We start from the raw sequence: 21571 nt of genomic DNA on the forward strand, positions 1-21571 counted from the left end.
TCACTCCTCGGGGTAGGTGATGAGGTGGCAGAGCGCGGGCAGTTCGCCCGCGGCGAGCCGGGCGAGCACGTCGGGCAGCTCGTCGAAGCGGGACGGGCCGCTGAGCAGCGCGTCGAAGACCGGGTCGGCGAGCAGCTCCAGCGCCAGCGCCAGCCGGTCGCGGTAGCTGCGGTCGGCCCGCCGGGGCGACACGGTGCCGACCTGGCTGCTGCGGATCCGCAGCCGGCGGGAGTGGAACGCCCCGCCCAGGGCGAGCGTGACCGGCCGGTCGCCGTACCAGCTCAGCTCCAGCACGGTGCCCTCCGGGCGGAGCAGGTCGAGGCCGCGTTGCAGCCCCTCGGCGGTGGCGCTGGCGTGCACCACCAGGTCCCGGCCGCCGGTCGCGTCGGCGGGCCGGGCGAAGTCGACGCCGAGCGCGGCGGCCACCGCCGCCTTCGCCGGGTCCGCGTCGACCAGCTCCACCCGGACCCCCGGGAAGCGGGCCAGCAGGGCGGCCACGCAGCAGCCCACCATGCCGGCGCCGATGACGCTCACCCGGTCGCCGACCAGCGGGGCGGCGTCCCAGAGCGCGTTCACCGCGGTCTCCACCGTGCCGGCCAGCACCGCCCGGGACGCCGGCACGTCCTCCGGTACGACCAGCACGGCGTCGGCCGGCACCACGTACGCGCTCTGGTGCGGGTAGAGGCAGAAGACGGTCCGGCCGCGCAGCCCCTCGGGTCCCCGCGCGACGACGCCGACGTTGAGGTAGCCGTACTTCACCGGGGCCGGGAAGTCGCCCTCCTGGAACGGGGCGCGCATCGCGGCGTACTGGTCGGCCGGGACCTTCCCGGTGAAGACGAGGGTCTCGGTGCCCCGGCTCACCCCGGAGAACAGGGTGCGGACCAGCACCTCGTCCGGGCCGGGCGGGGCCAGCTCGACCGGGCGCAGCTCCCCCTCGCCGGGGGCGCGGAGCCAGAACGCGCGGGCGTCGCCGATCACGGTTTCTCCTCTCCCGACGCTTCGGACCGAACCGAACGGGCAGTTTTCCCGTGTCAGATGGCAGGGTTGTCGATCATAGACACGGAGGCAGGGTGTCCACGGTTCGAAATGGCCGATTGGCCGCGCCGGTCACTCAGTTCCTGGTGCTCGCCGCACTCGCCGGCACGGTGGGCCTCGGCGTGCCGGGCTGGCTCGCCGGCCTGACGTACGCCTCGGTGCTCGGCGCCCTGCTGGGACGCGGCCTGCGGGCCGCCGACGCGGCCCGGCCGGGCCCCGCCGACCTGGTGACCCTGACCCGGGCGCTGCTGGTCGGCGGCGTGCTGGCCCTGGTGGTCGACGCCGGGACCGGCCCCGCGCCGGTGGCAGTGCTGGTGCCGCTGACCGTGGTGGCGCTCGCGCTGGACTGGGTCGACGGGCGGGTGGCGCGGCGCACCGGGACGGCCAGCGCGCTGGGCGCCCGCTTCGACATGGAGGTGGACGCGTTCCTCATCCTGGTGCTCAGCGCCCACCTGGCCCCGTCGGTGGGCGGCTGGGTGCTCGCCATCGGCGCGATGCGGTACGCCTTCGTCGCGGCCAGCTGGGTCCTGCCGTGGATGCGCCGCCCGCTGCCGCCCCGCTACTGGCGCAAGGTGGTCGCCGCGGCGCAGGGGATCCTGCTCACCGTGGCGGCGAGCCGGCTGCTGCCGGGGCCCCAGCTGGTGCCCGCCGCCGCCGCACTCGCGTTGCTGGTCGAGTCGTTCGGCCGGGACGTGCACTGGCTCTGGCGGCACCGCCCCGCCGCGACGCCGGCCGACCGGCCCGCCGCGGCCACGGTGATCGTCGGGGTCCGGCCGGCGGGCCTCGACGGACCCGCCACCCGGCTCGTCCTCGAACCCACCGCCCGGGCCGCCCACCCGGCCGGACCGGCGGCGCGCCCGGTGCCCCCGGTCGCCCGGGTCCCCGCCCACCAGCCCGTCTGACGTCGTCCGCCCTCCCCGCAGAAGGATGTTCCCGTGTCACTGCTCCGCCGCCTCCGCCGGCCGGCCCGCAACGGTGCGGCCGGTGAGCCCGCCACCCCCGTCCCGCCCGCACCGCAGACGCCGGCCGCGGCGACCGGGACCCCGACCACCGCGCGGCGGATCACCACCGCGACGCTCACCGGGCTCGCGACGCTGCTGGTGCTCGCCGCGCTCGTGCTGCCCGACCGGTTGAGCGCGCTCACGCCCGCTACCGTCCTGCGCATCCCGGTGGAGGGGCTGGTCGGGGTGGCCCTGCTGCTCGTCCTGCCGCCCCGGGTGGGCCGCCCGCTGGCCGTGCCGGCCGGGCTGCTGCTGGGCCTGGTCACCGTGCTGCGGCTGCTCGACGCGGGCTTCTTCGCGGCCCGCGACCGGCCGTTCGACGTGCTGCTCGACTGGGGGCTGTTCGACGACGGGTTCGGCTACCTCCGCGACTCGATCGGCCGGACCGGCGCGGTCGCGGCGGCGGTCGGGGCGGTGCTGCTCGCCGCCGGCCTGCTCATCCTGGTCACCCTGGCGGTGCGGCGGCTGGCCCGGCTGGTCACCCGGCACCGGCGGGTCTCGACCCGGGTGGTGGCGGCGCTGGCCGTGCTCTGGCTGGGCTGCGCCCTGTTCGGGGTCCGCGTCGGCGGCGGACCGGTCGCCGGCCGGGAGGCGGCCACCCTGCTCGCGGCGCACGCCGGGCAGGTGCGGGCCGGGGTACGGGACCGGGCGGTGTTCGCCGGCCAGGCCGCGACCGACGCGTACCGGGACACCCCCGGTGACCGGCTGCTGACCGGGTTGCGCGGCAAGGACGTGCTGGTCGCGTTCGTGGAGAGCTACGGCCGCGACGCGGTGGAGGACCCGGAGCTGTCCCCGGGCGTGAACCGGGTGCTCGACGACGGCTACGGACGGCTGCGGGCCGCCGGGTTCGACGCCCGCAGCGGCTTCCTCACCTCCCCCACCTTCGGCGGCGGAAGCTGGCTGGCCCACGGCACCCTGCTCTCCGGGCTGTGGATCGACAACGACCAGCGCCACCGCGACCTGCTGGCCGGGGACCGGCTCACCCTCAACGGGGCGTTCCACCGGGCCGGCTGGCAGACGGTCGGAGTGCTGCCCGCCGCCACCCAGCCCTGGCCGGAGGGGAAGTTCTTCGGCTACGACCGCTACTACGACGCCGCGCGGCTCGACTACCGCGGTCCCAAGTTCAGCTACGCGCCGATGCCCGACCAGTACACGCTGGCGACGTTCCAGCGACTCGAACGGGCCCGGCCGCACGCCCCGCTGATGGCCGAGATCCCGCTGGTCTCCAGCCACTCCCCCTGGTCGGCGATCCCGGAGCCGGTGCCGTGGGACGCCGTCGGCGACGGCTCCGTCTTCGCCGAGGCGTCCACCCGGACCGGCGGCAGCCGGGACGTGGTGCAGCGCGACACCCACCAGATCCGCGCCGACTACGCGCACGCCATCCGGTACAGCCTGGACACCCTGGTCTCCTACGTGCTCACCTACGGCGGGGACGACCTGGTGCTCGTCTTCCTCGGCGACCACCAGCCGACCGCCACGGTGACCGGCGAGGGCGCGAGCCGGGACGTGCCGATCACCATCGTCGCGAAGGATCCGACGGTGCTCCAGCGGGTGGCCGGCTGGGGCTGGCAGGACGGGCTGCGGCCCGGCCCGCAGGCCCCGGTGTGGCGGATGGACGCCTTCCGGGACCGCTTCCTCGCCGCCTTCGGCCCCACCGCCGGCCACTGACGGTGGCGCCGCCCCCGCCCACCACACCAGCACGCCGTCGGGCACCGCAGCCGCTCACCACGCCGCCGGCCCCGGGCAGTGACGCCGAGCGGCCGGCGGCGCGGGCGGAACGGTCAGGCCGCGTGGCGGCGGTCGCGGGCCGAGCGGGCCGGCACCGGGCGTCCCGCCGGACGGCGGGAGACCGCGCCCTGGGCCAGCCGCATCGCCCGGCGGGCCTGGGTCAGCGGCTCGCAGGGCGCGGGCCGGCCGGCGCAGAGCAGGCTGGCGCAGCGACCCGCCGCGTCCGGCCGGTGCGCGGCGGCGACGTCGTACGCCGCCCGCCACAGCAGCGGGTCGGTGACGTCCTCGGGCAGGGCCACCTGGTGGCTGGACCGGATGTGTGTCGTGTCGGGCACCGGGTTCCCCTCTCGTCCTGGCTTGCCTGTTCACTGACCGACAGGGCCGGGATCAAACCTCCTCCGCCGAAGGTGGACCGTCCAGAGGCGTACGTCACGCGGGGTACGCGCGGGTCTCCGCCGCCTTCACCGCCGCCCAGACCCGCTGCCCCGGTCGCAGCCCGAGGTGGGCGGCGGCGGCCGGGGTGACGTCGGCGGCGACCGCGACCGGCCCGTCGAGCTGGACGCGCAGGTTGTCGCCGTGCCGCTGGACGCCGGTGACGGTGGCCGGCCAGACGTTGCGCGGGCTGCCGTCGGGGCGGTCCGGGTGCAGCGCGACGGCGGCCGGCGGGAAGGCGACGAAGGCGTCGCCGCGCACGGCGTCGGCGGCGGTGAGGGCGAGTCCGCCGACCGTGACGGTGTGCCCGTCGGCGTGCCCCCGGTGCAGGTTGAGGCCGACCAGCCGGGCCACGTAGTCGGTGCGGGGTCGGGCGGTGACGGTGGCGGCGTCGCCCTCCTGGACCACCCGGCCGTCCTCGACGATGACCAGCCGGTCGGCCAGCACCAGGGCGTCCAGCGGGTCGTGGGTGACCAGCAGGGTGGCGCCGGTGTGCTCACCCAGGTGTCGTTGCAGCGCGGCCCGGGTGTCCAGTCTGGTCCGCGCGTCGAGCGCGGCGAGCGGCTCGTCGAGCAGCAGCAGGGTGGGCCCGACGGCGAGGGCGCGGGCCAGCGCGACCCGCTGGGCCTGCCCGCCGGAGAGCCGACGGGGCTTGTCCCGGGCCCGCTCGCCCAGCCCCACCCGGTCCAGCCAGTGCTGGGCGCGGGCCCGGGCGGCCCGTCGGTCGGCGCCCCGGCGGCGCGGCCCGAAGGCGACGTTGTCCAGCGCGCTGAGGTGCGGGAAGAGCAGGTAGTCCTGGAAGACCACGCCGACCGGCCGGCGCTCCGGCGGCGTCCACACCCGTCGCGCCGGCCGGTCCAGGTCGACGCCGTCGAGGGTGAGGTGGCCGGCGTCGAGCGGGTGCAACCCGGCGAGGGTACGCAGCGCGGTGGTCTTGCCGGCGCCGTTCGGGCCGAGCAGCGCGACCACCTCCCCGGCGGCGACCCGCAGCCGCACGTCGAGCCGGAAGCCGCCCCGGCCGGCGACCAGGTGCGCGTCGAGCAGGGCGGTCACACGCCACCCACCCAGCGGTCGCGCAGTCCGGCGAGGATGGCGACGGAGACGGTGAGCAGGACGAGGCTGAGCACGACGGCCGCCTGCACGTCGGTCTCCAGGGCCAGGTAGACGGCGAGCGGCATGGTCTGCGTCCGGCCGGGATAGTTGCCGGCGAAGGTGATGGTCGCGCCGAACTCACCGAGCGCGCGGGCCCAGCAGAGCACCGCGCCGGCGGCCACCCCGGGCGCGACCAGCGGCAGGGTGACGTGGGTGAAGGTGGTCCACCGGCCCGCGCCGAGGGTGGCCGCCGCCTCCTCGTACCGGCGGTCGGCCCCGCGCAGCGCGCCCTCCACGGCGAGCACCAGGAACGGCATGGCGACGAACGCCTCGGCGAGCACCACGCCGGCGGTGCTGAACGGCAGGCTCACCCCGAAGGTGGCGTCCAGCCAGGACCCGAGCAGCCCGCGCCGGCCGAAGACCAGCAGCAGGGCCACCCCACCGACCACCGGGGGCAGCACCAGCGGCACCGTGACCAGGGCCCGGACCAGCCGCCGGCCGGCGAACTCGACCCGGGCCAGCAGCCAGGCCAGGGGTACGCCGAGCACGACGCTGAGCAGCGTGGCGAGGGTGGCGGTCTCCAGCGACAGCCGCAGCGCGGTGAGCACGCCCGGCGCGGCGAGCCGGCGCGGCAGGTCGGTCCAGGGGGCCCGGAGCAGGAGCCCGACCAACGGCAGGACGAGGAAGAGCAGCCCGAGGCCGGCGGGGACGAGCAGGGCGAGTGGCACCCGCTGCCGGGGACCGCGCATCAGGCCGGGGGCGGCTGGAAACCGGCGGCGGTCAGCACGGACCGGCCCGCCTCGCCGCGGACGAAGTCGACGAAGGCCCGGGCGGTGGCCGGGTCCCCGGCCCGCTTCAGCACCACGATCGGGTAGTCGTTGACCGCCCGCGCGGACTCGGGGAACTCGACGGCGTCGAGGTCACCGGCGGCGGCCCGTACGTCGGTGCGGTAGACCAGCGCCGCGTCCACCTCGCCGAGTCTCAGCTTCGCCAGCGCCCCCTTGACGTCCTGTTCGAGGGTGGCCGGGGTGAGCCGGACACCGGCCGCGTCGAGGGCCGTCCTCGCGGCCGCCCCGCAGGGCACCTGCGCGGCGCAGAGCGCCACCTTCAGTCGCGCGAGGTCGGCCGGGCCGGTGACCCGTCCGGGATTGCCCTTGGGCACGGCGATGACGAGCTGGTTGCGGGCCAGGGTGGCCGGGGTGCCGGCGGCCTCGCCCGCGTCGGTGACGGTCTTCATGGTGGCCGGGGAGGCGGCGGCGAAGACGTCGGCCGGGGCGCCCTGGACGAGTTGGGTGGCGAGCGCGGAGCTGCCGGCGAAGTTGAAGGTGACGGCGCTGCCCGGGTGGGCGGCCCGGAAGTCCCGGCCCAGCTTCGTGAAGGACTCGGTGAGCGAGGCGGCGGCGAAGACCGTGATCCGGCCGCCGTCGGTCCTGACCGGCCCGTCGCCACCGCCGCAGCCGGTCAGGGCCAGGGCCAGCGCGGCCGTCGCGGCGAGGGCGGCGCGGATCCACCGTACGGTCACGAGCTGGTCCTTCCCTTGGGGGTGGGGGCGCGCTCGACCACCACGGTGGTCGACTTGATCACGGCGACGGCCACCGAGCCGACCCGCAGGTCGAGTTCGTCGACGGCCTCCCGGCTCATCAGCGAGACGATCCGGAACGGGCCGGCCTGGATGTCGACCTGGGCCATCACGGTGTCCTTGACGACTGCGGTGACGATGCCGCGCAGCCGGTTGCGGGCCGACGACAGCTCGGGGTGGCCCGGGGCGCGGACGAAGGCGGCCAGGTCGGTGCCGGCGAGCACCCGGTGACCGTGCGCGTCGCGGGTGGCCGGCAGCCGCCCGGCGTCGATCCAGCGCCGGACGGTGTCCGCGCTGACGCCGAGCAGTTCGGCGGCCTCGCCGATCCGGAACTCCGTCACCCGGCCACCCTAGCCGTACGCGGTTGCGGCCGGAAAGGGGCGCGACCCCTTGCACCTCCGAGGCACGAGAGGCCGAACCTGCCGCAGGTGCGGCCTCACTGCCCGGTCGGGGCGAGGCGGACCCGGCGCAGCAGTTGCGCGTTGAGCGCGACCACGATGGTCGACGCCGACATCAGCACCGCGCCGACCGCCGGACTGAGCGTGATCCCCGCCCAGGCCAGCACCCCGGCGGCGAGCGGGATGGCCACCACGTTGTAGCCGGCGGCCCAGGCCAGGTTCTGCCGCATCTTCCGGTACGACGCCCGGGACAGCCGGATCACGCCGGTGACCCCGCGCGGGTCCGAGGAGGCCAGCACCACGCCGGCCGACTCGATCGCCACGTCGGTGCCGGCGCCGATGGCGACGCCCACGTCCGCGCGGGCCAGCGCCGGGGCGTCGTTCACCCCGTCGCCGACCATCGCCACGGTCAGCCCCCGGGACTGGAGCTCGCTGACCGCCTTGTCCTTGTCGGCGGGGAGCACCTCGGCGAAGACCTCGTCCACCCCGGGGCGGAAGCCCAGGTCGGCGGCGACCGCCTCGGCGACCGGGCGGGCGTCCCCGGTGATCATGACGATCTTGCGCACCCCCTGCTCGCGCAGTTCGGCGATGGCCGCCCGGGCCTCCGGGCGCACCTCGTCCTCCAGCGCGAACGCGCCGAGGACCGCCGGGGCGCCCGGGTCGGGCAGGCGCACCAGGTGCAGCACCGCCGCGCCGCGCCGCGCCCAGCCGTCGGCCGCCCGGCGCAGCGGCTCGGGAACGTCCACGCCCAGCTCGCGCAGCAGGGCGGGGCCGCCGACCGCCCAGTCCGTACCGTCGACGGTGGCCCGTACCCCCCGCCCGGTGAGCGACCGGAAGTCGCGCGCCTCCGCCGCGAGACCACGGTCCCGCGCGGCGGTGACCAGGGCCCGGGCGAGTGGATGCTCGCTGTCGGCCTCGACCGCGCCGCCGAGGCGCAGCACCCCGTCCTCGTCCAGGTCGCCGGTGGCGGCCACCCCGGTCAGGGTGTGCCGCCCCTTGGTCAGGGTGCCGGTCTTGTCGAACAGCACCGCGTCGACGGTGCGCATCCGCTCCAGGGCCAGCCGGTCCTTGACCAGGATGCCGGCCCGCGCGGAGAGCGCCGTGGAGAGTGCCACGACCAGCGGGATGGCCAGCCCGAGGGCGTGCGGGCAGGCGATCACCAGCACCGTCACGGTGCGTACCACGGCCTCATCGGCGGTGCCGAGGACGAGCCAGGCGACGAAGGTGGCCAGCCCGGCCAGGGCGGCGACGTAGAACAGCAGGGCGGCGAAACGGTCCGCCAGGGCCTGGGCGCGACCGCCGGAGGACTGCGCCTGGGCGACCAGCCGGCCGATACCGGCGAGCGCGGTGTCCTCGCCGACGGCCTCGACGCGGACCCGCAGGGCGGAGTCGGTGGCGACGGTGCCGGCGACCACCCGGTCCCCGGCCGCGCGGGGCACCGGCCGGGACTCCCCCGTGATCATGGACTCGTCCAGTTCGGCGGTGCCGTCGACGATCTGGCCGTCGGCCGGCACCCGCCCGCCGGAGCGGACCAGCACCAGGTCGCCGACCCGCAGCTCGCCGACCGGCACGGGGTGCGGCCGCCCGGCGTCGTCGAGGCGTTCGGCGTCGTCGGGCAGCAGCGCGGCCAGGGCGGCGAGCGCCCCCTGGGCCTGCCCGATCGCCTTCATCTCCTGCCAGTGCCCGAGCAGCATGATGGTCACCAGCGCGGCCAGCTCCCACCAGAAGTCGAGGTCGAAGAGGCCGAGGCTGGTCGCCACGGAGGCGGCGTACGCGACGGTGATCGCCATCGAGATCAGCAGCATCATCCCGGGGGCCCGGTCCCGGATCTCGCGGACGCCGCCGACGAGGAAGGGCCAGCCGCCGTACCAGAAGACGACCGAGCCGAGCACCGGACCGACCCAGGTCACCCCGGGGAGGTCGAGCCGGTAGCCGAACCAGTCCATCACCATGTGGCTGGTCGCCACGATCGGTACGGTCAGCACCAGGCTCAGCCAGAACGTGCGGCGGAACTGCTCCGGGTCGTGCCCGGCGTGCTTGTCGTGCCCGCCCGGACGGCCGCCGTGCGGTGTGCCCCTGTCTCCCCCGTGCGCGGCGTGCGCCATGCCGCCGTGCGGTGTGCCGCCGGGGACGGCGGGTGCCTCGTCGTGCCAGTGTTCCGGTGCCATGGGACCTCACCTCCACTGCCACCATATACCCCCCGGGGGTACCTGGGGACGTGACCTTCGTCCCGCCCCACCGGGCCATCTTTCCGTGTTGGGGCGGTATGTACCGGTGCATCGTCGAGAGCGGACGAGCGGAAGGAAGCCGCGATGGACGGTCAATGGCACGGGATCGGCCGGCGACGGTTGCTGGCCGGGCTCGCCGGCACCGCCGCACTGGCCGGCGCGGCCGGGACGGCGGCCTGGTGGCGTGGCGCGTCCGGCGCGCGGCTGATCGCCCCCGACGGCCCCGTGATCGGGCGGGTCGAGGCGACCCGCCGCCGTCCCGGCGCGGCCACCGTGACCGCGGGGCTGCACCCCCGTCCCGTCACCCACGACCTCGGCGGCCCCGTCGTCACCACCTGGGGGTACGCCGACACCGGTCCCGGCCCGCTGCTGCGCGCCCGGGCCGGCGACCTGCTCCAGGTGGCCGTCACCAACGACCTGCCCGTGTCGACCAGCGTGCACTGGCACGGGATCGCGCTGCGCAACGACATGGACGGAGTGCCGGGGCTGACCCAGGCACCCGTGCGCCCCGGCGACACGCACCGCTACGAGTTCACCGTCCCTGACCCGGGCACGTACTTCTACCACCCCCACTCGGGGGTGCAGCTCGACCGAGCGCTGTACGGGGTGCTGGTGGTGGACGACCCGCACGAGCCGGGCGACCACGACCTGGAGTGGATCGTGGTGCTCGACGACTGGCTCGACGGGACCGGCCGCACCCCGGACGAGGTGCTCGCCGGGCTGCGCTCGATGGGCGGCCGGATGGACGGCATGTCCGGGATGACCATGGGCGGGATGGAGATGTTCCGCTCGCCGCTGCTCGGCGGGGCGGGCGACGTGTCGTACCCGTACCACCTGGTGAACGGGCGGGTGCCGGACGCGCCGGTGACGCTCACCGGCCGGCCCGGGCAGCGGGTGCGGATCCGGCTGGTCAACGCCGCCTCGGACACCGCGTACCGGGTCGCGCTCGGCGGGCACCGGCTGACCGTCACGCACACCGACGGCTTCCCGGTCGTGCCGGCCGGCACCGACGCGCTGCTGCTCGGCATGGGCGAACGCGCCGATCTGCTGGTCACCCTCGCCGACGGCGTCTTCCCGCTGGTCGCCGAGGCGGAGGGCAAGACCGGACAGGGGCGGGCCGTCGTCCGCACCGCCGCCGGCGCCCCGCCGCCGGCCGGCGTACGACCTGCCGAGCTGGACCGGACGGTGCTGCTGCCCGCCACGCTGCGCACCGCCGACGCGGTGGCCCTGACCGGTCGCCCGCCGGACCGGGTGCACCGGCTCACGCTGGGTGGCGGCATGATGCCGTACCGCTGGACGATCAACGGCGTGCCCCACGACCACGCCGAGCCGCTGGTCGTCGCGCACGGCGAACGGGTCCGGCTGGAGTTCGTCAACACCACCACGATGTTCCATCCGATGCACGTGCACGGACACACCTTCGCCGTAGCCGGCGGCGGGGCGCGCAAGGACACCGTGGTGGTCACGCCCGGCCGCACCGTCGCCGTCGACCTGGACGCCGACAACCCGGGCCGGTGGATGACGCACTGCCACAACGCGTACCACGCCGAGGCCGGGATGATGGTGGAGCTGGCCTACCGGGCCTGACCGACCCGCACCGCCTCAGTCGTGGTCGTAGACGGTGACCGGCAGGTCCCGGGCGCACAGCTGCGCGACGATCAGCGGCTCGACCCGCGCCCACCGACCGCCGGCCAGCCCGCAGCCGATCCGGGGCAGGTGCACCGACGCGCCACCCAGCGCCTCGACCTGCGCGGCCAACGAGCCGAGGCAGCGCTCCAGGGCGTCGTACCGGATGGGTGGCCCGGCGCTGCCGCGGCGCGTCCCGCGCTGGCCGACCATGTTCGCCACCCAGATGTCCGGGGCGACCCGGACCAACCGGGTCGCCCCGAGCCCGAAGTCGTTGCCGGCGCGGTGCCGGTGCCAGTCGCGGTAGTCGCGTTCCGGCTCCGGCCAGCGGCGGGAGATCGCCAGCACGAAGCCCTTGCCCCAGCCGCCCAGGTCGTTGCAGACGTGTCCGATCACCTTGGGGCCGCTGGCCTGTGGACTGGTCGCGTCCCCCTTGATGATGCGCAGCGGTGTCACGCCCGGCATTGTGCCGGCGCGGTACGACGGGCACCGCCGAATTACCGCGCGCCGACGCTCGGCCCGCTCACCGGTGGCTTGCCCTGCCAGGGCCAGCGGCCGTCCAGCTCCACCTCCAGCGAGAAGCTGAGGAAGGTCCGGACCAGCACGATCAACGCCAGCACGCCGACGCTGGTGAAGGTGGGCGAGACCGCCACCGTACGGATGATGTCCCCGCCGACCAGGAACTCCAGCCCCAGCAGGATGGCCCGCCCGACGCCCTGCCGGTAGGTCCGGTAGTGCTCCACCAGCTGCCGGGTACGCCACCAGCGCAGCAGGAACACCACGGTGGCGCCGGCGATCCCCACGGCGATGACCAGCACGCCGGCCAGGTCGAGCAACGCGCCGATCAGTTGAATGATCTCCTTGGTCGGCACCCGTCACCCCCGCTCCGCCGGCCCTCGCCCCCACGATGGCGCATCGTCGCGGCGCGCGGGCCCGTTCCCGGCCGACGGTGGGCTCGGTGGCCGACAGGAGTGGGTAGGGGTGGTGCCCGCCGTGCCGGGGCCGTTACGGTCGGGTCCGGGCCCGTCGGGCTCCGCACCGGGCCGGCACGCCGCCGGGTGCACCCGCTTCCGGGAGGCTTCAGGTGGCCCTGCTGACCGCGCTGTCGCACGCGCCGGACGAGCGCCCGGACGCGCTCCGGGTCGCCGGCCGGGCGATCTCCGGCACCGACCTGTGGGCGAGCGCGTCGGCGGTCGCCGACCGGATCCACGGGCTGGACCGGGTCGCGGTGCAGGCCACCGCGTCGCTGGAGACGGTGGTGGCGGTCGTCGGGGCGTTGCTGGCCGGCGTGACCGTGGTGCCGGTGCCGCCGGACGCCGGTCCGATGGAGCGGGCGCACATCCTGCGCGACTCCGCCGCCGCCGCGGTGCTGCACGCGGCGGGCGTCGAGGTGGACGCGGGCGACCTGCCCCGGGTGCCGGTGTCGGCGCGGGACCGGTCGGCCACCCGGCACCGGGAACCGGCCGACGACCGGACGGCGCTGATCCTCTACACCAGCGGGACGACCGGGCTGCCGAAGGGCGTGCTGCTGTCCCGGCGGGCCATCGCGGCCTGCCTGGACGGGCTGGCCGACGCCTGGGCGTGGACCCCGGACGACCTGCTGGTGCACGGACTGCCGCTGTTCCACGTACACGGGCTGGTGTTGGGGGTGCTGGGGCCGCTGCGCCTCGGCGGCCGGCTGGACCACGTCGGACGCCCGCACCCCGAGCGGTACGCGGCGGCCGGCGGCTCGCTGCTGTTCGGGGTGCCGACCGTCTGGTCGCGGGTGCACGCCCGCCCCGCCGCCGCCCGGGCGCTGCGCGGGGCCCGGCTGCTGGTCTCCGGCAGCGCGCCGCTGTCCCCGGCGGTCTTCGACGGGCTGGCCGCGCTGACCGGGCACCGGGTCGTCGAGCGGTACGGCATGACCGAGACCCTGATCACGGTGAGCGCCCGCGCCGACCGGCCCCGGGTGGCCGGCACCGTCGGCTGGCCGCTGCCGGGGATCCGGACCCGCCTGGTCGACGAGCACGGCGCGGCGCTGCCGTCGGACGGCCGGGCGATGGGTGAGCTGCTGGTCAGCGGGCCGACCCTGGGCGACGGGTACCTCGGCCGGCCGGACGCCGACGCCGCCGTGCGGCTGCCCGACGGCTGGTTCCGCACCGGCGACGTGGCCACCATCGACCTCGACGGGCGGCACCGGATCGTCGGGCGGGCCGCCACCGACCTGATCAAGAGCGGCGGGTACCGGATCGGGGCCGGCGAGGTGGAGGAGGCGCTGCTGGCCCACCCGGCGGTCCGCGAGGCCGCCGTCGTCGGCGTATCGGACGCCGAGCTGGGGCAACGGGTGACCGCGTACGTGGTGGCGGACTCCGCCGCCGAGGCGGAGCTGATCGACTTCGTGGCGCGGCAGTTGGCGGTGCACAAGCGACCACGGCGGGTGCACTTCCTGGACGCGCTGCCCCGCAACGCGCTCGGCAAGGTGCAGAAGTCCCGGCTGGGCTGAGCGTACGAGAGCACTTATAGGCCAGCTTCTAGGTCGCTGCAGGCGCCCAGCATCTCTGTATCGATGACCGGCGCCGCAATGGGCGCTGCCGACGGCGGCACGTCCAGGCCGGCTGTGCACTGCATCCGCGCCGGCGACAAGTTCCAGATGGGACGGCCAGTACCAGACTCGTCGAATTGCTGCCACCTCGTCGGCCCCTCAGCGCCGAAGTCTACAAATTACCCAGGTGCGCTACCGCGACGCATCATGGATCCACCGGCGCGGGCCGAGGCCGGCGCCGCTGTGGTTAGCGGATGCGGGGCGTCAGGCCGTCGACTGCGACGCGGTCGCTGGCTCGCGTCCTGCAGCTCCCCAACGTGTCTTGGGCTCCCTGTCTGCCCATATCTTCCAGGGCACCTCTGACGGCACCGAGGAGCTCGGTTGATCCACCTACAGTCGGCACCGTGTAGCTCGGACCTTCGCCATCTTCGGCCCGGTACTCACGTGACGGCAAGCATGAGGTGGTTGAGGACCTCAATGGTCAGGTCCGCGAATGGCTTGACTCCGGGCGCTGGAAAGCCCGCAACATAGCACACGGCAGCCTCCACTCGATGCTTGAAGTGACCCTTACCGGCCGAACAACCCTACGAGGGCCGCCGGAAGGCGTTTAGCCAACCAAACAAGACTGGCCGCAGCAATACTGCAACCAACTAGAGGCCAAATTGGAGTTTCCGAAAGGACCGCAGAACGTCAAGCGCTGCTTCGTACCGAATAAAGTGCAAATCTTGGCGGGTTGCCGCCTCGGCCAGCGTCAGCCCAATTCCCAGGATTCCCGGCAAGGCCCCAATGATTTCCGCCAGGTTCTGTGGCGTGAAGTTTAAGCTGACAACGAGGTTATGCTCGGCCGCAAGCAGGTTCAGGTCTTCGATTTGAAACTCGGACTCAAACTCTGGTGACTTATCCCGCAAGAACTCCCACGAGTCGGGGAATTCGGGCAGCACATCGACTTGAAAGATGGCGGAATGACGATCGGGAGAGTCGTTATATCGGCTGAGCACCCAAGAGGGGTCCTCGTCGTGGGCGATCTCGATACCGCTGTACACCACCTTCCGGCCGGACGCAGCTAAGGCTTCCTGCATCGAGCGAGGCGGGACCGCGCCCGCGATCGGCTGAACGAAATCTGCCGCAACCGCCGTCGCCCTCCTCAGGGCATCGGCTGGATACTCGCGCACGTCCAACTCTGCGACCAGTCGGGCGCTGCGTAGGGACGCACCAATATCCCTGGCCGTGTCCACGTCAACAACCCGACCATCCTCGAAGCGCGGATCGGCATCAAGTGCGACACCGATCAACCCCACCCCGAGCCGCTCGAGTGCGGCGGCCTCGCCAACCGAGCATACTCGATCAACCTTGATGACGTTACAGGTCATATCGAACGATGACCCCCTTCATGTTCGCGTCGGCCGAGAAGTTGTCGGGGACTACCCAGATCTTCCCCGACGTAGTTGTCGAGATCTTCCAATATGGTGAGCCCGCTGGCGTATGCCGTCCCCCACCCGGGTGCACCTGGATGTTCGATACTTCGGGATGGCCTTCGATACGGACATGCACTGCCTTCCCTGAGGTTCCCTTCCTCGTGCCGGCCTCCACAGTTGCCTTATAGCCTGCCTCATTGAACCAATCGGCGATCTCCTGAGGGGTCTTCCCAGCGACGGAACGAGGGTCGTTCACAACGTCCGGAATGTTCCGGCCGTCCTGCACGTTTATCCGTCCGTCGGCCTTTCCCCCCAGCTTTGGAAGCGGGGCGGATGCCCCCGTGCCATTGTTTCGAGAACGGGCTGAACCCGATCCACCCAGTCCGGGAATTACATCTTCGGTCGAGGGAAGGTTCGCTGCCAACCAGTCGATATTCGGGTTGATTAGCTGCTCGATCCACTGCCGACATCCACCTGGGCGGCCCATTTGGCTGCAGATGGAGATGGCAAGGGCCCGCTCGTTAATGTCCATCCATTCGGTGCTGCCACCCCCCGAGCGGTAGAAGAATTCCCCACGCTGCTCGTTCCAAAGCCGAGTGAACTCTTCGAGAGGCACACTTTCAGGAACACGAATAATGTGGCCGAGGATGCGTGGGTCGTGCCTCTTCTCCGCGACGGTGCCAGTACTGCCGTTAGCTTTACCCCAGTCTTCGTTCTCGGGCGTGCCGCAGCCCCCAGGACAACCCCTTCCTGGGCTGTAGCCGTAGCAGTCGTGGTCCAGGCAGTCCTCCGGGATGAGGCCGGAGGGATCGCTGGACGTGACCGGGGAGTTGTTGGCGTACGCGTAGCCGTTCCACTGCTGGGGCTCGGCCAGGTCCTGCAACGGGTCGAGCGAGACGAACCGGCCGGTGGTCGGGTCGTAGTTGCGGGCCCCGACCTGGGTGAGACCGGTGTTCGTGTTGAGCGGCTGGTTGAGGAATCCGCGGTTGTCGGGAGCGGTGACGGTCGCGCCGCGGGGGCCACCGTACGGCGTGTACTGCCGCCAGGTGGGCACCTGGGCGGTGTTGTTCAGGTACAGGCTCGGCGTGCCCTGATGGTCGGGGAGCATGTAGCTGTAGCTACTTCCGGATCCGGTCCGAATCGCGGTGGCCCCGTTGGGCAGCGGGTAGTAGCGGACGCCGGTCACCGTCTGGGTGCTGGTGTTGAGGGTGAGCTGCTGGGTCGGCAGGTACAGCGTGCTGCTCCCCGGGTCCTTCTGGATCAGCAGGTTGCCGTCCGCGTCGTACACGAAGGAGCTGTTGCCGTCGGTGCCGCCCGTCACCGCCGTCAGTTCGCCGGTGTCGTCCCAGGCAAGGGTCTGCGTGCCCTGTCCGGCGACCCGGGAGGTCATGTTGCCGGACTGGTCGTACCGGTAGGACGTCGAACCCGTGAGGCCGCCGGTCGTGGTGGTGCCGGTGAGGGTGTGCGGCTGTCCGGCGCCGTTGCCGTTGTAGGCGTAGGTCGTGTTGGTGTCGGTGCCCCCGCTGAGGGAGCGCTGCGTCTGGCCGGTGCGGTTGCCGAGGTTGTCGAATGACCACTCGGTCCAGTAGGCACTGGTCGATCCGATGCCACTGCCCACCATGGTCCGGTTGCTCGGAGTGGGTGTGACGGCGCAGTTGTCGGTGGCGGTCCAGGCGGAGGTGAGCCGGCGCAGCGCGTCGTACCCGTAGCACTGGGTTTCGACGGCGCTGGTCGGCGCGTACCGGGTTTCGGTCCGCTTGGTGATGTTGCCGAACAGGTCGTACTCGTAGTTCCGCTGTCCGACGTCGGTGGTGGTGGTCGTCTTCCTGGTGATCTTCTGTTGCAGGAGCCGGCCGTCGTGGTCGTCATAGCCGTTGACGATGTTCGCCTGACTGCTGCTCGTGTTGATCCCACCGCCGGTGACGCGGCCCCAGGCGTCGTAGAAGGTGGCGTTCGCGTACGTGCCGAGCAGGCTGGAGACGGTGTTCGGCATCTCCAGCGCACCGGTGTAGGCGTAGGTCACCGTCTCGGCGGGAAGACCGCCGCTGGCCAGATAGGTGTCACTGTTGTGCCGACCGGTGACGGCAGCGTACTTGTGGGTGAAGCTGTAGGTCCCGCCGAGTAGGCCCTCTACCGCGGGGATGGTGATGGATTCGCCGAGGGATGCGCCGAATACGTTGAAACCGCTGTACTGGGTGACGTACTGCGCTCCGCCACGATAGGTGGTCGCGGTGGTCAGCTTGCCGACCGGGTTGGTCATGTTCGCCACGGCGGCGTTGTCGTTGTCGTAGACCCAACTGCCGAGCTGGTTGGACGAAGACTGCGCGCCGAGGGTCGCGGCGTAGCTCGCGGTCTTTCGGTTGAGCTTGTCGTAGGTGTACGAGACGGTCTTGCCCCGCGCATCGGTGGCTTCGGTGACGTTGCCGTTGCCGTCGTACTTTATGGTGCTCGTGCCGGCGTCCGGGTCGGTCTTCTGCACCACCCGCCCGAGCAGGTCGTACTGACTGACCCAGTTGTTGTTCCCGGCATCGGTGAGCGTCGACTGCCGCGCGTGTCCGTCGTAGCCGTAGCCGGTCGCCACCGTGGTGCCACCGGTGAGGTAGAAGGTTCCGGTGAAGGCGTCCGAAGGGCTGGTCAGCGTGGGCGCGCTGGTGTACTGGAGCAGCTGGGACGCCCGTCCCATCGGGTCGACGACGGTGGTCGTGGTGGTGCCGCCGGCCGGGGGGATCACTGTGGTGCGGTCCCCGTTGTAGACGGTGCGGGCCGATGAGACGACGAGGTTGTCCCGGGCGCTCTGGACAAGGATCGGTCGGCCCGCGCCGTCGTAGGTGTTGAAGGTCTGGTCGAGAACCTTCTTGCCGAGGTCGGTCGCGGAGACGATCGCGGTGTCGCTGGGCGCGTTCGCCGAGTCCCACCACCCGTTGTAGGTGGCGCGCACCCAGCCACGGGTGTCGTAGAAGGAGTCGCTCACCAGCCGGCCCCCGGCCGGGCTCGCGACCTGCGTCTGGCGGGCGCGGAGCTGACCGTCGTAGAGCACGACGGAGGGGATGAAGACATTGTTGTTGCTCAGGATCTCGGTCAGAGTCGACGTCAGACCGGCGTTCCTGACCTGGTACGTGTACCGGTAGTTCGGCAGGGCGCTGGTCGGACGGGAGGCGCCCCAGACCGCACTCACCCGACCGAGGGCGTCGTACTGCCGGGTGGTGACCACGCCGTTGGGGTCGCTGATGAGGGTGGTCAGGTGACGCATCGGGGTGACGGTCGATGTCGTCGACTGCCCTTCCGCGTCGGTCGTCTTGACGGCGACGTTCAGCCCCACGGCGTTGTCCGTGTAGGTGGTGGTGCTGAGGTTGCCGTTCGCGTCGTAGGTCGCGACGGCGCGGCCGTACGCGTCGAACGCGGCCCGGTCCGTGGTCTGCCAGTCGTAGGCCCCGGACACGTGGTCACGCGCGGTGCGGACCATGGTCACCTGGCCCTTGGTGGGGGCGGCTGCCTGAGGAAAGGCAGTGTCGAAGGTCGGGTCGTCGTAGTGCGTGTGGACGGCGCTGACAACCTGCGCGGGCCTGTTGACGGCGGCCGGCGCGGTGAGGGTGTTGGTGCTGCCCGGAACCGAGGCAGGGGTGCCCGGGGTGTAGCCGCCGCAGGCCACCGACACCGTCTCGATCTCGTTGATCAGGCCGACCAGGTTCTTGGTCGTGTTCGGGGCGGCATAGGAGGTCGACGTGCACTGGTCGTACGCGGCAGTCGCCGGGACGGTGTGCTTGTAGGTGAACTTGAGCAGGCCGAAGGTAGGGGAAGTGACCGAGGTGTCGTACGTCTTGTCGGTGGCGCTGTAGCGCCAGGTGGTGGTGCCACCGGTGGTCACGGCCTGCCGGGTCCAGGTCTGGACCACGGCCATCTTGTTGGCGGTGAGGTCCGGCAGACCGCTGCGCGTCCGGGTCGCGCTGGCCGCTGACACCCAGTACGAGGAAACCGTCGACGTCTCGACGGGTCCACCGTCGCCACGGTGGGACGTGGTCTCGAGTTCCCGGCCGGCGAGTTGGTCGATGTCCTCGTGGAGGCCGCCGGCCGAGTCGGTGACGTTGACAACGGTCGTGTTGTTGTTCCGGGACATGCCACGGTAGTAGCTGGTGACACCGAGCGTCTGACGGTCGATGGCTCCGTCACCGTTGCGGGTCTCGACCTTGCCGTAGCCGCGGAACTGACCGTAGGTCCGGTACTTGGCCTTGACCACCTCATTGTCGTCGTAGTGCCAGGCCGCGCCACCGACGTACTTGTAGTTGACCGAGGTGGCCGGAGCCCCACCTGTCGGGTCGCTCGACGTGACCCTGGTGACGGCGTACTTGTGGAACCAGTCCTTGATCTGGTTCGTGTAGCCCTCTGGGGTCCAGAAGATCGGATAGCAGGAGCGCGTGTTGGTGGCGGGGTCGAGACTGACCGGGGCGGTGCAGGGCAACGGGAGCTCGTAGCTGGCCGTGATCTGCGAGCCGGTCTCGGTGGTCACCGTCTCGATGCGGTTGCGGTAGAACGACGGCAGGCCACCGGCGGTGTCCACCCGGTTCGGGAGCCGGATCGCGGCGAAGGAAACCGTCGGCAGGGTGATCGGGGTGGTCGAGCCGCCGGAGCCGAGGTCGTGGCCGGTCCGGGCGATCGCCGACAACCACAGGGTCGGCGCGGTGCTGTCGCCGGACGGCGGAATGGTCTGGGTCAGCGCGTAGGTGTCGACCGGCAGGTGCTTGCCGGCGGCGATGTCGTACTGCTGCGTCTGCACCGAGGTGAGCCGGACCGTGGAGAAGAACGACGGGCTCCATGACCGGCAGTCGGTGCCGGAGTTGCAGACCAGGTCGTAGGGGACGTCGGGCCAGTTGGCCTTGGTGGTGTCGTTGAGCGGCTGGCAGGTGCCGCTGAGGCATCGGTCGTCGGTGTTGAACAGCACCCGGTTCGGCACGGTGCCGTAGGCGTTTCCGGCGGTGAAGCCGTAGTCGATCTGGCTGAGCCAGCTGTCCCGGACGTAGGCGACGTCCTTCGCGCCCTCGTTCTGACCGTAGAAGTTGCTGGCCTGCTTGTAGTAGTAGGCCATGGCGTTGCCGTGGACGTCGGTGACGTAGTCGAGGTTCCACCGGTACGCCATGGTGCAGACCGAGGCGTCGAATCCCGACGGGTCGTAGCAGGGATCCCCGGAGTGCGCCGAGAAGACGGGGGTGTGATCGACCGACTTGGTCTCGGTCGCGTTGGTCGTCCAGCCTGGCAGCCGGTTGCGGCCGAACTGATAGACCGTGCCGTCCGGCTCGGTGACCTGCCAGTAGTCGGTGTTGTAGGTGCCGGAGCCGTTGTTGGAGTTGGTGACGCGGGTGACGACCGAACCGTTGTCGTTCTGAAGCTTCCAGATCTGCTTCGTCTTGTCCCAGACCAGCGCCGTGGAGGAGCCGTTGAGCGAGATGGTCAGGATCGGGCCGGCATAGCAGCGGTCGTAGGTCGCCTTCGGCGAGGCGGCGCCCTCCGGGTCGTCCTTGCAGGAGACGAAGGTCTGCTCCACGTAGCTGCGCGGGGTCGACCAACCGTCCCCCACCCACGACGCTTGGGCGCTGGTGGCCACCGTCTGACCGTCGACCGCGCTCGAGTCGTAGGAGAACGCCAGCTGAGGGGCCAGGGTCGACCTACCCGGTGGCACCGTCACCGGGTAGGAGTAGCTGAACGAGCCGGTGCTGCCGCCGGCGCTCCAGGAACCGGAGGGCTTGAGGTCGGTGGCGGCATAGGTGCCTCCGGCGCCACCTTCCTCACCAGCGCCCGCCACGGCTGCCAAAACCATCGCGGTTCGGGCCGTGCGGGCGGTGGAGGCGTCGACGCTGAGCGCGACCTCGGCCGTCACGGTACGGCTGGCGGCTTCGTTCGAGGATCGCAGCGGTCGCGCGGTGCGGCACTCGGCGACCGTGGGCGTGGTGAGCGCACAGGCCGGCAGCTGGACCAACTTGAGTCGCGAACCGTAGTTGCCGCCGTACGCCTCGGCGAAGCCGGCGTAGTCGAGGCCGACCCGCACCGATCCGCGCCCGGTGGAGGCACTGGCCGGGGCCACGCTGAAGACGACGCCGTCGACGCCGGCGGCCTGGGCGGTGGCCCGGTTTGCCACGTGGACGTCGAGGCGTCGGGGACCGGTGTAGGCCCTGCCGCGCTGAGCGACCGGCTGGACCCAGACCGGCGTACCGCCGACCCTGGCCTTGGTCGCGGCACGGGACGGTGTCCCCGCAAGCTCGACCTGGCCGGACGTCGCCTTCGGCCACGCGGTGCGGGTCGGACGGTAGTTGTCCTTGGCCGCGTCCCGCGGCTTGACGAATGTCGTCGGCAGCGACTTGACACCCGTCACCGAGCGCCCGGGAGACGGGGCCGCCGTAGCCGCGTGTCCGGCACCCTCGGGCCTGGCCTCGGCCGGACCAGCCGTCAGGATGCTTGCGACAAGGGCTGCCGCAGTCACCAAAGCGCCGTACCGGCGACGGCGGGTGGGCAGAAGCGTTCCCCCGT

Annotated in this window: 15 protein-coding genes; 4 read left to right on the top strand and 11 right to left on the bottom strand. The window is 72.5% G+C overall.

Annotation, left to right across the window (positions count from 1 at the left end):
- Window positions 1-978, bottom strand: coding sequence for a zinc-dependent alcohol dehydrogenase (locus GA0070611_RS10130; protein ID WP_091661463.1), 978 nt, complete (start codon window positions 976-978; stop codon window positions 1-3).
- 92 nt (window positions 979-1070) lie between these two features.
- On the opposite strand from GA0070611_RS10130, the gene GA0070611_RS10135 reads away from it, so the two are divergent.
- The gene (locus GA0070611_RS10135) at window positions 1071-1937 is read left to right on the top strand and encodes a CDP-alcohol phosphatidyltransferase family protein (protein WP_091661466.1); all 867 of its coding nucleotides are present in this window, start codon (window positions 1071-1073) and stop codon (window positions 1935-1937) included.
- 33 nt (window positions 1938-1970) lie between these two features.
- Complete coding sequence (locus tag GA0070611_RS32210) at window positions 1971-3704, top strand: alkaline phosphatase family protein (protein ID WP_091661470.1); 1734 nt, start codon at window positions 1971-1973, stop codon at window positions 3702-3704.
- 113 nt (window positions 3705-3817) lie between these two features.
- On the opposite strand, the gene GA0070611_RS10145 is transcribed toward GA0070611_RS32210, so the two are convergent.
- From GA0070611_RS10145 to GA0070611_RS10170, 6 genes are all read right to left on the bottom strand, one after another.
- Window positions 3818-4099, bottom strand: coding sequence for a hypothetical protein (locus GA0070611_RS10145; RefSeq protein ID WP_231921393.1), 282 nt, complete (start codon window positions 4097-4099; stop codon window positions 3818-3820).
- A 94-nt stretch (window positions 4100-4193) separates the two neighbouring features.
- Complete coding sequence (locus GA0070611_RS10150; RefSeq protein ID WP_407940420.1) at window positions 4194-5249, bottom strand: ABC transporter ATP-binding protein; 1056 nt, start codon at window positions 5247-5249, stop codon at window positions 4194-4196.
- On the bottom strand, window positions 5246-6037 hold the full coding sequence (locus GA0070611_RS10155; RefSeq protein ID WP_091661478.1) for an ABC transporter permease: 792 nt from the start codon (window positions 6035-6037) through the stop codon (window positions 5246-5248). Before GA0070611_RS10155 ends, GA0070611_RS10150 begins: the two co-directional genes overlap by 4 nt.
- On the bottom strand, window positions 6037-6795 hold the full coding sequence (modA, locus tag GA0070611_RS10160; protein WP_197675980.1) for a molybdate ABC transporter substrate-binding protein: 759 nt from the start codon (window positions 6793-6795) through the stop codon (window positions 6037-6039). The genes GA0070611_RS10155 and modA overlap by 1 nt, the downstream gene beginning before the upstream one ends.
- Before the next feature lie 11 nt (window positions 6796-6806).
- Entirely contained in the window at window positions 6807-7208 is a 402-nt protein-coding gene (locus GA0070611_RS10165) for a TOBE domain-containing protein (RefSeq protein WP_091661486.1), read from the bottom strand.
- A gap of 95 nt (window positions 7209-7303) precedes the next feature.
- Window positions 7304-9370, bottom strand: a complete 2067-nt coding sequence (locus GA0070611_RS10170) for a heavy metal translocating P-type ATPase (RefSeq protein WP_091672744.1) — start codon at window positions 9368-9370, stop codon at window positions 7304-7306.
- Window positions 9371-9577: 207 nt separating this feature from the next.
- Here GA0070611_RS10170 and GA0070611_RS10175 point away from each other — a divergent pair, with 207 nt between their 5' ends.
- Window positions 9578-11080 carry a multicopper oxidase family protein gene (locus GA0070611_RS10175; protein WP_091661491.1) on the top strand — a complete coding sequence of 501 codons (1503 nt, stop codon included), beginning with the start codon at window positions 9578-9580 and terminating at the stop codon, window positions 11078-11080.
- A 15-nt stretch (window positions 11081-11095) separates the two neighbouring features.
- On the opposite strand, the gene GA0070611_RS10180 is transcribed toward GA0070611_RS10175, so the two are convergent.
- On the bottom strand, window positions 11096-11584 hold the full coding sequence (locus GA0070611_RS10180) for a macro domain-containing protein (protein ID WP_091661494.1): 489 nt from the start codon (window positions 11582-11584) through the stop codon (window positions 11096-11098).
- 32 nt (window positions 11585-11616) lie between these two features.
- Window positions 11617-11991, bottom strand: a complete 375-nt coding sequence (locus tag GA0070611_RS10185; RefSeq protein WP_091661497.1) for a DUF1622 domain-containing protein — start codon at window positions 11989-11991, stop codon at window positions 11617-11619.
- A gap of 212 nt (window positions 11992-12203) precedes the next feature.
- On the opposite strand from GA0070611_RS10185, the gene GA0070611_RS10190 reads away from it, so the two are divergent.
- Window positions 12204-13601 (top strand): acyl-CoA synthetase, encoded by a 1398-nt coding sequence (locus GA0070611_RS10190; protein WP_091661499.1) that lies wholly within the window; start codon window positions 12204-12206, stop codon window positions 13599-13601.
- A 689-nt stretch (window positions 13602-14290) separates the two neighbouring features.
- Here the strand turns inward: GA0070611_RS10190 and GA0070611_RS10195 are convergent.
- Both GA0070611_RS10195 and GA0070611_RS10200 read right to left on the bottom strand, forming a co-directional pair.
- A complete protein-coding gene (locus tag GA0070611_RS10195) occupies window positions 14291-15010 on the bottom strand; it encodes a hypothetical protein (protein ID WP_091661503.1) in 720 nt (239 codons plus the stop codon).
- Complete coding sequence (locus tag GA0070611_RS10200; protein WP_157740285.1) at window positions 15000-21416, bottom strand: RHS repeat domain-containing protein; 6417 nt, start codon at window positions 21414-21416, stop codon at window positions 15000-15002. Before GA0070611_RS10200 ends, GA0070611_RS10195 begins: the two co-directional genes overlap by 11 nt.
- Between the last annotated feature and the right edge of the window lie 155 nt (window positions 21417-21571).

The organism is Micromonospora auratinigra (genome assembly GCF_900089595.1).
Classification (GTDB): domain Bacteria; phylum Actinomycetota; class Actinomycetes; order Mycobacteriales; family Micromonosporaceae; genus Micromonospora; species Micromonospora auratinigra.

Excerpts from the sequence above, each read along its gene's own strand:
- GA0070611_RS10170 (WP_091672744.1), bottom strand. The coding sequence starts at position 9,370 with ATGGCGCACGCCGCGCACGGGGGAGACAGGGGCACACCGCACGGCGGC.
- GA0070611_RS10180 (WP_091661494.1), bottom strand. The coding sequence starts at position 11,584 with ATGCCGGGCGTGACACCGCTGCGCATCATCAAGGGGGACGCGACCAGT.
- GA0070611_RS10175 (WP_091661491.1), top strand. The coding sequence starts at position 9,578 with ATGGACGGTCAATGGCACGGGATCGGCCGGCGACGGTTGCTGGCCGGG.
- GA0070611_RS10195 (WP_091661503.1), bottom strand. The coding sequence starts at position 15,010 with ATGACCTGTAACGTCATCAAGGTTGATCGAGTATGCTCGGTTGGCGAG.
- GA0070611_RS10155 (WP_091661478.1), bottom strand. The coding sequence starts at position 6,037 with ATGCGCGGTCCCCGGCAGCGGGTGCCACTCGCCCTGCTCGTCCCCGCC.